The sequence below is a fragment of the Clostridium sp. genome (assembly GCF_016650095.1).
Classification (GTDB): Bacteria; Bacillota; Clostridia; order Clostridiales; family Clostridiaceae; genus Clostridium_AD.
On record NZ_JAENWL010000051.1, the window covers coordinates 1 to 14,303 of the forward strand.

General features: G+C 33.2%; 24 protein-coding genes and 1 pseudogene. 24 read left to right on the forward strand and 1 reads right to left on the reverse strand.

What is annotated here, in order from left to right:
- From JJE11_RS17720 to rpsI, 24 genes and pseudogenes are all read left to right on the forward strand, one after another.
- Positions 1-59 (forward strand): annotated as a pseudogene (locus JJE11_RS17720) (30S ribosomal protein S14); the annotation flags it as partial.
- Positions 60-91: 32 nt separating this feature from the next.
- On the forward strand, positions 92-490 hold the full coding sequence (rpsH, locus tag JJE11_RS05000; RefSeq protein WP_125002884.1) for a 30S ribosomal protein S8: 399 nt from the start codon (positions 92-94) through the stop codon (positions 488-490).
- A 199-nt stretch (positions 491-689) separates the two neighbouring features.
- On the forward strand, positions 690-1,229 hold the full coding sequence (rplF, locus tag JJE11_RS05005; RefSeq protein WP_291633220.1) for a 50S ribosomal protein L6: 540 nt from the start codon (positions 690-692) through the stop codon (positions 1,227-1,229).
- Between the two features lie 20 nt (positions 1,230-1,249).
- Complete coding sequence (gene rplR, locus JJE11_RS05010) at positions 1,250-1,612, forward strand: 50S ribosomal protein L18 (RefSeq protein WP_291633222.1); 363 nt, start codon at positions 1,250-1,252, stop codon at positions 1,610-1,612.
- Positions 1,613-1,629: 17 nt separating this feature from the next.
- A complete protein-coding gene (gene rpsE, locus JJE11_RS05015; RefSeq protein ID WP_291633224.1) occupies positions 1,630-2,127 on the forward strand; it encodes a 30S ribosomal protein S5 in 498 nt (165 codons plus the stop codon).
- 12 nt (positions 2,128-2,139) lie between these two features.
- Positions 2,140-2,319 (forward strand): 50S ribosomal protein L30, encoded by a 180-nt coding sequence (gene rpmD / locus JJE11_RS05020; protein ID WP_291633226.1) that lies wholly within the window; start codon positions 2,140-2,142, stop codon positions 2,317-2,319.
- A gap of 17 nt (positions 2,320-2,336) precedes the next feature.
- Positions 2,337-2,777: a 50S ribosomal protein L15 gene (gene rplO, locus JJE11_RS05025; RefSeq protein WP_291633228.1), complete on the forward strand. Its 441-nt coding sequence runs from the start codon at positions 2,337-2,339 to the stop codon at positions 2,775-2,777.
- On the forward strand, positions 2,778-4,058 hold the full coding sequence (gene secY, locus JJE11_RS05030; RefSeq protein ID WP_291633230.1) for a preprotein translocase subunit SecY: 1,281 nt from the start codon (positions 2,778-2,780) through the stop codon (positions 4,056-4,058).
- A gap of 22 nt (positions 4,059-4,080) precedes the next feature.
- Positions 4,081-4,734 (forward strand): adenylate kinase, encoded by a 654-nt coding sequence (locus JJE11_RS05035; RefSeq protein ID WP_291633232.1) that lies wholly within the window; start codon positions 4,081-4,083, stop codon positions 4,732-4,734.
- Entirely contained in the window at positions 4,731-5,477 is a 747-nt protein-coding gene (gene map, locus JJE11_RS05040; protein ID WP_291633234.1) for a type I methionyl aminopeptidase, read from the forward strand. The genes JJE11_RS05035 and map overlap by 4 nt, the downstream gene beginning before the upstream one ends.
- 17 nt (positions 5,478-5,494) lie before the next feature.
- Positions 5,495-5,770, forward strand: a complete 276-nt coding sequence (locus JJE11_RS05045; RefSeq protein ID WP_366927908.1) for an RNA-binding protein — start codon at positions 5,495-5,497, stop codon at positions 5,768-5,770.
- Between the two features lie 7 nt (positions 5,771-5,777).
- Positions 5,778-5,996, forward strand: a complete 219-nt coding sequence (gene infA / locus JJE11_RS05050) for a translation initiation factor IF-1 (protein ID WP_216157251.1) — start codon at positions 5,778-5,780, stop codon at positions 5,994-5,996.
- Positions 5,997-6,011: 15 nt separating this feature from the next.
- Positions 6,012-6,125 (forward strand): 50S ribosomal protein L36, encoded by a 114-nt coding sequence (gene rpmJ / locus JJE11_RS05055; protein WP_007062395.1) that lies wholly within the window; start codon positions 6,012-6,014, stop codon positions 6,123-6,125.
- A gap of 116 nt (positions 6,126-6,241) precedes the next feature.
- Positions 6,242-6,610, forward strand: a complete 369-nt coding sequence (gene rpsM, locus JJE11_RS05060) for a 30S ribosomal protein S13 (RefSeq protein ID WP_291633261.1) — start codon at positions 6,242-6,244, stop codon at positions 6,608-6,610.
- 15 nt (positions 6,611-6,625) lie between these two features.
- Positions 6,626-7,018, forward strand: coding sequence for a 30S ribosomal protein S11 (rpsK, locus tag JJE11_RS05065; protein ID WP_291633263.1), 393 nt, complete (start codon positions 6,626-6,628; stop codon positions 7,016-7,018).
- A gap of 33 nt (positions 7,019-7,051) precedes the next feature.
- Positions 7,052-7,672 (forward strand): 30S ribosomal protein S4, encoded by a 621-nt coding sequence (rpsD, locus tag JJE11_RS05070; RefSeq protein ID WP_291633265.1) that lies wholly within the window; start codon positions 7,052-7,054, stop codon positions 7,670-7,672.
- 63 nt (positions 7,673-7,735) lie between these two features.
- A complete protein-coding gene (locus tag JJE11_RS05075; RefSeq protein ID WP_291633267.1) occupies positions 7,736-8,683 on the forward strand; it encodes a DNA-directed RNA polymerase subunit alpha in 948 nt (315 codons plus the stop codon).
- Positions 8,684-8,695: 12 nt separating this feature from the next.
- Complete coding sequence (rplQ, locus tag JJE11_RS05080; RefSeq protein WP_291633269.1) at positions 8,696-9,037, forward strand: 50S ribosomal protein L17; 342 nt, start codon at positions 8,696-8,698, stop codon at positions 9,035-9,037.
- Between the two features lie 154 nt (positions 9,038-9,191).
- Positions 9,192-10,037, forward strand: coding sequence for an energy-coupling factor transporter ATPase (locus JJE11_RS05085; RefSeq protein ID WP_291633271.1), 846 nt, complete (start codon positions 9,192-9,194; stop codon positions 10,035-10,037).
- Positions 10,022-10,876 carry an energy-coupling factor transporter ATPase gene (locus tag JJE11_RS05090; protein ID WP_291633274.1) on the forward strand — a complete coding sequence of 285 codons (855 nt, stop codon included), beginning with the start codon at positions 10,022-10,024 and terminating at the stop codon, positions 10,874-10,876. The genes JJE11_RS05085 and JJE11_RS05090 overlap by 16 nt, the downstream gene beginning before the upstream one ends.
- Positions 10,877-10,953: 77 nt before the next feature.
- Positions 10,954-11,757, forward strand: coding sequence for an energy-coupling factor transporter transmembrane protein EcfT (locus JJE11_RS05095; RefSeq protein WP_291633276.1), 804 nt, complete (start codon positions 10,954-10,956; stop codon positions 11,755-11,757).
- Positions 11,758-11,788: 31 nt separating this feature from the next.
- Positions 11,789-12,523: a tRNA pseudouridine(38-40) synthase TruA gene (gene truA / locus JJE11_RS05100; RefSeq protein WP_291633278.1), complete on the forward strand. Its 735-nt coding sequence runs from the start codon at positions 11,789-11,791 to the stop codon at positions 12,521-12,523.
- 165 nt (positions 12,524-12,688) lie between these two features.
- Complete coding sequence (gene rplM, locus JJE11_RS05105; RefSeq protein ID WP_291633280.1) at positions 12,689-13,123, forward strand: 50S ribosomal protein L13; 435 nt, start codon at positions 12,689-12,691, stop codon at positions 13,121-13,123.
- 23 nt (positions 13,124-13,146) lie between these two features.
- A complete protein-coding gene (gene rpsI / locus JJE11_RS05110) occupies positions 13,147-13,539 on the forward strand; it encodes a 30S ribosomal protein S9 (RefSeq protein ID WP_291633282.1) in 393 nt (130 codons plus the stop codon).
- 62 nt (positions 13,540-13,601) lie between these two features.
- On the opposite strand, the gene JJE11_RS05115 is transcribed toward rpsI, so the two are convergent.
- Positions 13,602-14,246, reverse strand: a complete 645-nt coding sequence (locus JJE11_RS05115) for a superoxide dismutase (RefSeq protein ID WP_291633284.1) — start codon at positions 14,244-14,246, stop codon at positions 13,602-13,604.
- Positions 14,247-14,303 lie beyond the last annotated feature (57 nt).

Genomic DNA, 14,303 nt, shown 5'->3' on the forward strand with positions numbered 1-14,303 from the left:
GTTTTAGAGAACTTGCACACAAGGGAGAAATTCCTGGTTGCAGAAAAGCAAGTTGGTAATTAGAACATTCTAATGAAAGGAGGCACGAAAAATGGTTATGACTGACCCAATCGCAGATTTGCTAACACGTATAAGAAATGCTAATGTTGTTAGACATGAAATAGTAGAAGTACCTTCTTCAACTATAAAGAAGGAAATTGCAAATATATTGCTTCAAGAAGGATACCTTAAAAACATTGAAGAATATAATGATGGCGTTGTTCCAATGATGAGACTTGCAATGAAGTATGGTCAAAACAAGGAAAGAGTTATCACGGGACTTAAGAGAATATCTAAACCCGGTTTAAGAGTATATTCTAAAAATGAGGATATTCCAAAGGTATTGAACGGATTAGGAGTTGCTATAATATCAACTTCAAAAGGATTAGTAGCAGATAGAGATGCTAGAAAATTAGGACTAGGTGGAGAAGTTATTTGCTACATTTGGTAGTATAATAATTCTAAAACATAATGAAGTTGATTTGTTATGTACATAGTGATAATAAATAATTCAAGGAAAATCAAGATAGTTGTGAGTTTAAAGTAAGATGAGACTTAACATATGAATTGATTAGTACTTAAAAGGAATATATGAGACATAGCAATTAATAATTGGTATGTGACAAAAAAAGAATACAGGAGGTGTAAGTATGTCAAGAATAGGAAGACTTCCAATAGCTATACCTAATGGAGTAACTGTTACAATTTCGCAGTTAAATGTTGTAAATGTAAAAGGACCAAAAGGTGAATTAACTCAAAATATGAGTACCAAAATGACTATAGCTAAAGAAGACAATACTGTGATAGTTACAAGGCCGAGCGATGTAAAAGAACATAGAGCTCTTCATGGACTTACAAGATCATTAATTAATAACATGGTCATTGGAGTAACTGAAGGATATGAAAAAACACTTGAGTTAGTTGGTGTTGGTTACAGAGCTGCATTAAAGGGAGAAAAAATAACATTAAATCTTGGATATTCACATCCAGTTGAAATAGATGCAGTTGCAGGAATCCAATTTATATTACCTGATCCTAATAAAATTATAGTAAAAGGTATTGATAAACAATTAGTTGGAGCAGTTGCTGCAGAGATAAGAACTTGGAGAAAGCCAGAGCCTTACAAAGGAAAAGGAATTAGATATTCTGGAGAAATTGTAAGACGTAAAGAAGGTAAAACAGGTAAATAAAGTAGGAAGGAGTGAATGATTTGTTCAAGAAAGAAGATAGGCAAAAGTCAAGAGTTAAACGTCATCTTAGAGTTCGTAGAAAGATCTCTGGTACAGCACTAAGACCTAGATTAGCTGTATATAGAAGTGATAAGAACATATATGCTCAAGTAATAGATGATGTTGCACAAATCACATTAGTTTCTGCTTCAAGCGTGGATAAAGCTTTCGAACCAAAGTTAGGAAGTAATATAGAAGCAGCAAAATTAGTAGGAAAAATGATTGCAGAGAGAGCACTTGAAAAGGGAATAGATGAAGTAGTATTTGACAGAGGCGGATATGTATACCACGGTAGAGTACAAAACCTCGCTGAAGGAGCAAGAGAAGCTGGACTTAAATTCTAAGAAAAGGAGGGAAACACATGAAAATAGATCCTAGCACATTAGATCTTAAAGAAAAAGTAGTTAATATAAACAGAGTTGCTAAGGTTGTTAAAGGTGGAAGAAACTTCCGATTCAGCGCATTAGTTGTTGTTGGAGACGAAAACGGACACGTTGGCGTTGGAATGGGCAAATCTGTAGAAATTCCTGAAGCAATTAGAAAAGGAATAGAAGATGCTAAGAAGAATTTAATAACAGTATCGATGGTTGGAACAACTATTCCACATACTATTGATGGTAAGTTTGGTACTGCAGTTATACACATAATGCCTGGTGCTGAAGGTACAGGAGTTTTAGCTGGTGGACCAGTTAGAGCAGTTCTGGAATTAGCAGGGTTAAAAGATGTTAGAGCTAAATCTTTAGGCTCAAGTAACGCAAGAAATGTGGTCAATGCTACTATCGAAGGTTTAGCAGGTTTAAGAACAGTTGAAGAAGTTGCTAAATTAAGAGGCAAGACCATAGAAGAAATTTTAAGATAGGAGGGGAAAACCTTGGCTAAAGTTAAAATAACATTGCTTAAGAGCTTAATAGGTAGAAAAAAAGAACATATTGCTACTGTTAATGCTTTAGGATTGAGAAAAATAGGAAAAAGTGTTGAGCACGAGGAAACTCCTCAGATCAAAGGTATGATCAATTCAGTTATATATCTAATAAAAGTAGAAGAAGTTTAAAACGAGGAGGTGTTGACATGAAACTTCATGAGCTAAGACCTGCGGAAGGTTCAAAAAAATCTCCTAAGAGAATCGGTAGAGGTACCGGATCAGGATGGGGAAAAACTGCAGGAAGAGGTCAAGATGGACAAAACTCTAGATCAGGTGGAGGAACGAGACCAGGATTTGAAGGAGGTCAGATGCCTTTATACAGAAGATTACCCAAAAGAGGGTTTAATAATATTTTTGCAAAAGAATATTCTTGTATAAATGTAGATAGACTGAATATATTCGATAATGGTACAGAGGTTACACCAGAGTTGCTATTAGAGAGAAGAGTTATAAGAAAAGTATATGACGGAGTTAAAATACTTGGAAATGGTAATTTAGAAAAGAATTTAACTGTAAGTGCAACAAAATTCTCTAAAGCAGCAGCTGAAAAAATTGAAGCGGCTGGAGGAAAAGTTGAGGTGATCTAAATGTTATCAACCCTACGTAATGCCTGGAAAATACCGGATTTAAGAAAACGGATGATATTCACACTACTTATGGTTGTAATTGTTAGGATGGGTATTTTCATTCCTGTTCCTGGCGTAGATGCTAGCAAACTTGCATCTTTAACTAGTGGTGGAGGCACATTATTTAGTTTTTATGATATGCTTTCTGGTGGTGCATTTGGTAAATTTAGTATTTTTGCTATGGGTGTTGGTCCATACATAAATGCATCAATCATAATGCAATTACTTGTAATAGCAATTCCGTACTTAGAGCAACTTTCTAAAGAAGGCCTTGAAGGACGTAAGAGGATACAAGATTTCACTAGATATGCTTCAATAGTACTTGGTGCGCTACAAGCCTTTGGTATGTATGCAATTATTGCTGGTACTGGAGCATTCACAAATACATCTAGTTTAGCCATATTTTTAGTGGTACTAACGATGACAACTGCATCAACATTTTTGGTGTGGATAGGTGAACAAATCACAGGTAAAGGTATTGGTAATGGTGTTTCATTGATAATTTTTATTAATATTGTATCTGGATTACCTAGTACGGCATATAAAATATCTGGACTTCAGAAGGCAGGGACTGTAAATTTCGTAGAGGTTATAATGCTTATTGTACTGTTAGTAGCATTATTGGTAGCAGTAGTAGTAGCAAGTTTAAGTGAAAGAAGAATTCCTGTTCAATATGCTGGAAAAGCAGTTGGAAATAAAGTTTTTAAAGGACAATCAACACATATTCCTATTAATGTAAATGGATCTGGAGTTATCGGTATAATTTTTGCAATGTCAGTAATGACATTTCCAGCAACAATAGCAGCACTTAAACCGACATCCTGGATTTCAACGTTCATTAATTCAAGTCCTTGGAGTGTATTTGTGCAAAATAGTTGGAAATATGCCACGGTGTATTTTATAATAATAGTATTCTTTACATGGTTTTATACTGAGGTAACATTTAAACCAGATGAAATGGCTGAAAATATGCATAAATCATCAGGGTTTATACCAGGAATTAGACCAGGAGAGAATACAGCAGTATATATCGATAAGGTATTAACTAAGATATCAATAATTGGAGGATCTTTTGCGGCTGTTGTTGCAATATTCCCTATTGTCTTAGAGGGACTTACTGCGTTTAAGGGTATATACTTTGGCGGTACAATGTTATTAATCTTGGTAAATGTTGCGATTGAGACATTAAGACAACTTGAATCACAGTTAGTAATGCGTCATTACCAAGGATTCCTTAAATAAATTAATACCAGGAGATGATACTATGAGAATAATCTTGTTAGGTCCTCCGGGAGCCGGAAAAGGAACGCAAGCGAAATCCATAAGCAATAAATTCTCCATACCACATGTATCGACAGGGGATATATTCAGAAAGAATATTTCAGAAAAAACCCCTCTTGGAATTGAAGCTAAGAAACATATTGATAAGGGACATTTAGTTCCTGATGGATTGACTATAGATATAATCAAGGATAGGTTAAATAATGAAGATTGTAGAAATGGATTTTTACTAGATGGCTATCCTAGAACTGTAAAACAAGCAGAAGCCTTAGAAGCTTTATTAGATGAAAAAGGTGACTATCTTGATACAGCATTATTAATAAAGGTTCCTAGAGAATTTATTCTAAATAGAATGACTGGTCGCAGAGTTTGCCTTGCCTGTGGTGCTAGCTATCATGTTACATTTAATCCGCCAGAAATGGTAGGGAAATGCAACCTATGTGGAAGTGTGCTTATACAAAGAGCTGATGACAGTGAAGAGACCGTTAGCGAACGGTTAGACATATATGATGCTCAAACACAACCATTGATAAAGTACTACGGTGACAAAAATTTATTATCAGTTGTTGATGGAACACAAGCAATTAATAGTGTATTTGAAAGTATTTGTAGTATCTTAGGAGAGATAGAAAAGTGATAAACATAAAAAATGATATGGAAATTCAATATATGAGAAGTGCAGGTAAAGTGGTTGCTGAAACTCTTGAAATAATTGAACAGGTAATAAAACCTGGGATAACCACTGCAGAAATAGATAAATTAGCTGAAGAATTCATAATGAAACAGGGTGCTAAACCGTCCTTTAAGGGTTATTGTGGATTTCCAGCTTCCATATGTACATCTGTTAATGACGAAGTGGTTCATGGAATTCCAACTAACCGGATTTTACTAGAAGGAGACATAATTAGCATAGATTGTGGAGCCATATTAAATGGCTATCATGGAGATGCTGCTAGAACTTTTCCAGTAGGGAAAATATCTAATGAAGCTGCAATGCTCATAGAGGTCACTAAGAATAGTTTCTTTAAGGGTGTTGAGAAAGCTGTAGTCGGTAATGGATTGTCAGATATATCTGCTGCAATTCAGCGTTATGCTGAAGGCTATGGATACTCGGTAGTTAGGGATTTTGTAGGTCATGGAATTGGTAAGTCAATGCATGAAGATCCTGAAATTCCTAATTATGGCACTCCAAGTAGAGGACCTAAGTTAGTTCATGGTATGGTACTTGCAATCGAGCCTATGATAAATATAGGAAAGCATTATGTTAAAGTAAAGTCTAATAAATGGACGGTAGTAACACGAGATGTCAGTTTATCTGCACATTATGAAAACACTGTTGCTATTCTAAAAAATGGTCCAGAGATATTAACTTTGAACTAATAGAGGTGAATGATTTGGTGGAAAATAGCCTTATAGGTAAGATTGTACATTCTAAAGCGGGAAGAGATATGCACAAAAGTTTTATTGTGGTAGGTATACTTAATAATGAATATGTGTATATTTCTGATGGAAAGTTAAGAAAGATTGATAAACCTAAAAAAAAGAAGGTTAAGCATCTAAAAATTACTGACATAGTAGCTGAAGAAATTAGAGATATAATTTTATCTAAAAAAGAGGTTACTAATTCTAAAATTAAAATATTTTTGCAGTGCGCAGATAGTAAGGAGGTTTGATTACCTTATGTCAAAAGACGATATAATTGAAATGCAAGGTGTAGTATTAGAAACATTGCCTAATGCAATATTTCAAGTAGAGCTTGAGAGTGGGCATAAAGTATTAGCTCATATTTCAGGTAAGTTAAGAATGAATTTTATAAGAATATTACCGGGCGATAAGGTTACAGTAGAACTTTCTCCATATGATTTAACTCGTGGGAGAATAACTTGGAGAGATAAGTAATAAGGAGGGTTAGCTATGAAAGTAAGACCATCAGTTAAACCTATGTGTGAAAAATGTAAGATTATAAAAAGAAAAGGAAGAGTAATGGTTATCTGTGAAAATCCTAAGCATAAACAAAAACAAGGTTAAGCGGTTTTATTTACAAATGGTGTTAAATATTAATAACAAGTGTTACTTACGTCGTTTTATTAGTTATAAATATGATAAAATGATAACAACAAGTATGTGGGAGGTGTAAACAGTAAATGGCAAGAATAGCAGGTATTGACCTACCAAGAGAAAAAAGGATTGAAATAGGTTTAACATATATATTTGGTATTGGTTTACCAAAATCACAAGGAATTCTTAAATCAACAGGAGTGAATCCTGACACAAGAGTTAAAGATTTAAGTGAAGAAGAAGTTAATGAATTAAGAACATTCATCCAAAAGAACTTTCTAATTGAGGGTGACCTAAGAAGAAGAGTTGCACTAGATATAAAAAGATTAATGGAAATTGGATGTTATAGAGGAATAAGGCATAGAAAAGGTCTTCCAGTAAGAGGGCAAAAAACTAAAACTAATGCTAGAACTAGAAAAGGCCCTAAGAAAACAATGGCGGGTAAGAAGAAATAGTAAGGAGGGAATACAATGGCTCAAAAAGTTAAAAGAAGTAGAAGAAAAAAAGAAAGAAAAAATGTGGAACATGGTTGTGCACACATAAAGTCTACTTTCAATAATTCCATCGTTACACTTACAGATGCAGCTGGTAATGCTTTATCTTGGTCTAGTGCAGGTGGATTAGGTTTTAGAGGATCAAGAAAGAGTACTCCGTTTGCAGCTCAAATGGCAGCAGAAGCTGCTTCAAAAGCAGCAATGGAGCATGGATTAAAGAGTGTTGACGTGTTAGTTAAAGGACCTGGAGCAGGAAGAGAAGCGGCAATTAGATCACTTCAAGCAGCTGGATTAGAAATTACATTAATCAAAGATGTTACTCCAATTCCACATAACGGATGCAGACCACCAAAAAGAAGAAGAGTTTAGTAAATACTATAGTAAATAGGAGGTGTAATTTGAATGGCAAGATATACTGGAGCTACTTGTAGACTTTGCAGAAGAGAAGGTATGAAGCTAAACCTTAAGGGTGATAGATGCTTTACAGATAAATGTGCATTTGCCAGAAGAGGCTATGCACCAGGACAACACGGACAGAGTAAGAAAAAAATGTCTAACTACGGATTACAATTAAGAGAAAAACAAAAAGCTAAGAGAATATACGGAATACTTGAAAGCCAATTTAGAAGATATTATGTAAAAGCTGACAAGTTAAGAGGTATAACAGGTGAAAACCTATTAAGACTTCTAGAAGTTAGACTTGATAATGTAGTTTATAGATTAGGTTACGGAAATTCAAGACAAGAAGCTAGGCAACTAGTAACTCACGGACATTTCACAGTAAATGGTAAAAAGGTAGATATCCCTTCTTACAGCTTAACAGCAAATGAAGTAATATCACCATGTGCAAAGAGCAGAGCTACTGAAAAGTTTAAAGTTTTTGCTGAAAATCCTAAAACTTTACCGAGTTGGTTATCATCTGATCCAGAGAAATTCGAAGGAAAAGTTATAGCGTTACCAACTAGGGAAGATATAGATGTTCCTGTTAATGAAACGTTAATCGTCGAGTTATACAGCAAATAGTCATTAATATAGAATCAGTTGCCCTCATAATAGGTTGCCAATTAAATAAAAGGAGGGTTTTATATGTTAGAAATAGAAAAGCCAAAAATTGAATGTGTAGAAACTGCTGAAGATGGTTCTTATGGTAAATTTGTAATTGAACCATTAGAAAGAGGTTATGGTATAACTTTGGGTAATGCATTAAGAAGAATTCTTCTTTCTTCATTACCTGGAGTTGCTACAAGTGCAGTTAAAATTGATACAGTACTTCATGAATTTTCCACAGTTAAAGGTGTTAAAGAAGATGTTACAGAATTAATTTTAAACATCAAAAGCTTAGCATTAAAAATGAATGGAGAGGGTCCTAGAACAATTTATATTGATGCTAAAGGACCAGGAGTAGTTACTGGAGCAGATATTAGAACTGATGGAGATATAGAAGTTGTTAACGATGATTTACATATAGCAACATTAGATGATAGTGCAAAGCTATATATGGAACTGACTGTTAACAGAGGTAGAGGATATGTGTCTATGAGTAAAAATAAGACAGATGAACTACCAATAGCTACGATACCAGTAGATTCAATATATACTCCAGTTAAAAGAGTAAATTTTGCTGTAGAAAACACAAGAGTAGGCCAAATTACTGATTATGATAAATTAACAATTGAAATTTGGACTAATGGAACGATTAGACCAGATGAAGCTATTGGTTTATCTGCTAAAATCCTTATCGAACACTTTAAGTTATTTATGACATTAACAGATCATGCTGATAATGTTGAAATAATGGTTGAAAAAGAAGAAGATAAGAAAGAAAAAGTTCTTGAAATGACTATTGAAGAATTAGACCTTTCTGTTAGAAGTTATAATTGTTTAAAAAGGGCTGGAATTAATACAGTTCAGGAATTAACAGAAAGATCTATGGACGATATGATGAAGGTTAGAAATTTAGGTAAGAAATCACTTGAAGAAGTTGAACAAAAACTTCAAGCATTGAGTTTGAACTTAAAGCTAAGTGAAGAGTAAGGAGGGAAATACATGGCAATGTATCGTAAATTAGGCCGTTCTACTGATCAAAGAATTGCAATGTTCAGAAGTCTTGCAACTAATTTGTTGAAGTATGGTAAAATTGAAACTACAGTAACTAGAGCAAAAGAAACTAGAAAGTTTGCTGAAAGAATGATAACTCTTGGAAAAAGAGGAGATCTTCATGCTAGAAGACAAGCACTTTCATTTATTACTGAAGAAAGCGTAGTTAAAGATTTATTTGAAACTATTGCACCTAAATATGCTGAGAGAAACGGCGGTTATACTAGAATAATGAAAGTTGGTCCAAGAAAAGGCGATGCAGCTGAGCTCGCTATAATAGAATTAGTATAGTTTGAGCAAAGGGGATTAAGTTAAAGCAAACTTAGTCCCCATTTTCTTATAAATATTTAAAGACATTTTAAAAAGATATACTATTAAAGTTGTTAGTTAAACTACTTTAATAGATTTTAAACTTAGTATATTTATAGAGGTGGGAGTGACACTTATGGGTGAAAAAATGGTTATATGTAATAAACTTGTGTATAAGTACCCTCAAAGTGAAGATGAACAACCTAAAGTAGCCATAGATGGGTTAAATTTAGAGGTTAACAAGGGTGAATTTTTAGTTGTACTCGGTCACAATGGTTCTGGCAAATCAACTTTTGCTAAACATATAAATGCACTATTGATACCAACTGAAGGAGAAGTTTTTGTTGATGGATTACAAACTTCTTTAGAAGGTAATCTGTGGAGCATTAGGAATGTAGCAGGTATGGTATTTCAAAATCCAGATAACCAAATTGTTGCAACAATTGTAGAAGAAGATGTAGCATTCGGTCCAGAAAATTTGGGACTTGATTCTAAAGAAATAAGAAAAAGAGTGGATGATTCATTAAAAAATGTACAAATGTATGAATATAGAAAACATGCTCCACATTTACTTTCAGGTGGTCAAAAGCAAAGAGTAGCTATTGCTGGTATTCTTGCTATGATGCCAAAGTGTATTGTTTTTGATGAACCAACAGCGATGCTTGATCCATTTGGTAGAAAAGAAGTTATTCGAACTATAAAAGAAATAAATAAAAATTATGGTATAACAATAATTTTAATAACTCATAATATGGAAGAAGCAGTAGAAGCGGATAGAATTGTAGTGATGGATAGTGGTAAAATTGTAATGAATGGAAAGCCTAAAGAAATATTTAGAAATGTTGCTGTTATGAAAAAAATAGGCCTAGATGTACCACAGGTAACAGAACTTGCATATGAACTTAAACAAAATGGTATTAATATAGGAACAGATATATTAACTATAAATGAGATGGTGAATGCATTATGTCAATTAAGATAGAAAATTTAACATATATATATATGCCGAAAACTCCTTTTGAAAAACAAGCTATAGATAATGTAACCTTAGAAATAAAGCAAGGGGAATTTGTAGCAATCATAGGGCATACAGGTTCAGGAAAATCAACATTAATACAACACATAAATGGACTCTTAAAACCAACATCAGGTAGACTATTAGTAGATGACATAGATATAACAAAGAAAAATGTGAAATTGACAAGCATAAGAAAAAAAGTTGGGCTAGTATTTCAATATCCTGAATACCAACTTTTTGAAGAAACTATTGAAAAAGACATTTCTTTTGGACCACATAATTTAGGCCTAGATAATGATGAAATAAATAAAAGAGTTCAGAGGGCTATGAAAATTGTTGGTCTTGACTACGAAGAGTATAAGGATAAATCACCTTTTGAAATAAGTGGTGGGCAAAAGAGAAGAGTAGCTATTGCTGGAGTGGTGGCTATGGAACCAAAGGTTTTAATTCTAGATGAACCAACGGCAGGTCTCGACCCAAAAGGCAGAGATGACATTTTAAGTAAAATTGTTGACCTATACAAAAAAAATGATATGACTATAATTTTAGTATCACATAGTATGGAAGATGTAGCCAAGGTCGCAAATAGAATTATAGTAATGGATAAAGGAAAGTGTATCCTAGATGGAACGCCAGAGAAGATATTTAGAGAAATAGAGTTATTAGAAAGCGTAGGACTAGCAGTACCACAGGTGACATACCTAATTAGGGATTTACGTAATAAAGGATTTGATATATCTGAAGATATATTTACCATAGAAAAAGCTAAACAAGAGCTACTTAGAATATTCAAAGTGGACTAGTAAACATTTTTGTCTTAGTGAGGCAATATATATATAATAGTGATGTGTGCTTCTTTCAACACATTGGAGGAATTTGTATGATCAAAGATATTACAATAGGTCAATATATACCAGGAGAGTCTTTTGTACATAAGTTAGATCCGAGATTAAAGATACTAATATCTATTTTTTTCATTGTGGATTTATTTTTGGTAAATAATTTCGAAGGATATTTCTTTGTAATTATATTTCTTATAACAACAATACTAATAGCTAAGTTGTCCTTTAAATATATTTATAATGGACTAAAGCCCATTTTAGTTTTATTACTTATTACAGCGGTATTAAATATTTTTATGACAAGCGGGAATGGAAGCCCGCCACTAATTGAATGGCATTTTATAAAAATTTATAAAGAAGGTTTAATTATTGCCGCATTTATGATAGTTAGACTAGTGTTTTTAATTATGGGGACATCAATACTAACACTAACCACGTCCCCAATAGAGTTAACAGATGGAATAGAAAACCTGCTAAATCCATTTAAAAGAATAGGGGTACCAGCTCATGAACTCGCAATGATGATGACTATTGCATTAAGGTTTATTCCGACGTTAATGGATGAGACTGATAAAATTATGAAAGCACAAATGGCAAGAGGTGCTGATTTTGAGTCTGGAAATTTGATAAGTAGAGCTAAAAGTTTAATTCCTATTTTAGTACCTTTATTTATTAGCTCTTTCAGGAGAGCTGATGAATTAGCAATGGCTATGGAATCAAGATGCTATAAAGGTGGAGAGGGAAGAACTAGAATGAAACAACTAAAGATAACAAAAAAAGATTATATTGCAAGTTTTGCTTTTTCGTTGCTACTTGTTATTACTATTGTTAGCAGAACATAATTTTCTGCTAAATATAAAAGGGCGTGAAGCTATGAGAAATATAAAGCTTATAATAGAATATGATGGAACTAATTATGCAGGATGGCAAAGACAAAAGAGTATTATGACTATCCAAGAAAAAATAGAGCGAGCTATTGAAGATATAACTGGAGAAGAAACTCAAATTATTGGTTCTAGTAGAACAGATGCTGGAGTTCATGCTAAGGGTTATACAGGTAACTTTTATACAAGCAGCAAAATATCTGTGGAAAAGTTTACAGGAGCTATTAATAGTAAACTTCCTTTAGATATTGTAATTTTACATGCTTCTGAGGTTCCATATGAGTTTCACTCTAGGTACAATAGTACAGGGAAGCTTTATAGTTACACTATACTTAATAGACGTGAGGCTGTTGCAGTAGGCCGCAATTACATATACCATCACAAAAGAATATTAGATGTAGTGGCTATGAAGGTAGCATCGCAATATTTTATAGGCACCCATGATTTTTCAGCATTTAAAAATCTAGGTAGTTCGGTAAAAACTTCGGTAAGAACTATAACAAAGCTAGATGTAATAAAGAATGAAGAGATTATAAAAATATATATTGCTGCCGATGGATTTCTTTATAATATGGTTAGAATAATAGTGGGAGCACTAATTCGAGTTGGAGAAGGAAACATTGAACCTAATGAAATCATGAATATAATTGAGTCAAAAGAGAGAGCAAAGGCTGGTAAATCCGTTCCACCGGGTGGATTATGCTTGGAAGAAGTTCTTTATTAAAATTAAAACATTAAAAGTTGAAATATCATGTGTAAAAACATTGACACACCAGGAAGAATGTATTATACTTATTAATGTTTGTATATATTATCGTGTAATAAGATCCACTAGCCCCGGGTCTTTAGCATAGAAATTCAATTGTTAAAAGTTCAGGGAGGGAAAATAATGAAATCATATTTAGCAAAACCACTAGAAGTAGAAAGAAAATGGTTCGTTGTAGATGTAGATGGATTAGTTTTAGGAAGAGCAGCGAGTCAAATAGCTTCAATATTAAGAGGAAAACATAAACCAACATTTACACCAAGTGTAGATACAGGTGACTTTGTAATTGTATTAAATGCTGAAAAGATCGTTTTAACTGGTAAGAAATTAGACCAAAAAATGTTAAGACATCACTCTTTTTATCCAGGTGGATTAAAAGAAGTTCCATATAGAATAGCAATGGTTAAAAAGCCTGAGTTTATTTTTGAAGAAGCAGTAAGAAGAATGCTTCCAAAGGGACCATTAGGTCGCCAAACACTTAAAAAAATGACTGTTTACAGAGGACCAGAACATAAAAACCAGGCACAAAATCCAGAAAAACTAATACTTAAATACTAATCAGGTTGAAGGGAGGAAATACAATGGCAAAGGTTCAATATATAGGAACAGGAAGAAGAAAGAAATCAGTTGCAAGAGTTAGACTTGTACCTGGCGAAGGTAAAATTGTTATAAATAAAAGAAACATAGAAAACTATTTTGGATTGGAAACTTTAATGCTTATAGTTAATCAACCTTTAGTATTAACTGGAACAAAAGATAAATTTGATATTTTAGTTAATGTACACGGTGGTGGATACACAGGTCAAGCTGGTGCAATAAGACACGGAATATCTAGATCTTTACTAAAAGCTGATGAAACTTTAAGAGGAGATCTTAAAAAAGCAGGATTCTTAACAAGAGATCCAAGAATGAAAGAAAGAAAGAAATATGGTCTTAAAAAAGCAAGAAAAGCATCTCAGTTCTCAAAGAGATAATTTTTATAAAATTGAAATTCCTCAAACATTTATGTTTGAGGAATTTTATTTTTTGTGAATCCTTAAAAGATATTATGTGGACAAAATCTATTTCGGGTAATACTAATGTACTGCATTGAGGAAATATAATTTTGGTATCTATAATTTAAGATGTTCCAATTTATATTTTCAATAAATGTGGATATATACTTTTTCCTATCTGTTCCAAAATCCATGAAATACGCGTGTTCATAAACATCCATTACCAATATAGGGATAGCTTGCCATATAGCGCCAGTATCATGTGAATCACTGCCGATAATGTGTAACTGGTTATCAAGTAGATCAATGGTAAGAACTGCCCAACCTCTCATGGATAAGCCTATGTTAGTAAGATAAGAGATAAAATTATTATAAGAAGAAAATTGATTTGTTATAGCATTAAGTATGGGACCATAAGGGATGTTATTGCCACCAGTCATATTTTCAAAATAAAGGTTGTGTAGTTTTATGCCATCTAAAGAATATGTTTCCCCAAGTTTTAAGCTACGCATTTTAGAATAAGTGGGATTACTATCAGTATAATTAGTAGGTAGATAAGGAGTGTTCCAAATTTCATTTAATTTGTTTACATAATCTGTATATAATTTATAATGGTCATCGAGCTGTTTCTTAGAAATACCTTTGACTGTTTCCAAATCAAATGGTTTAGGTTTTAGATTATACATAAAATCACCTCTATAAATAGCATATGATGTATAGTTGAATTGTGTGACATAAATAAA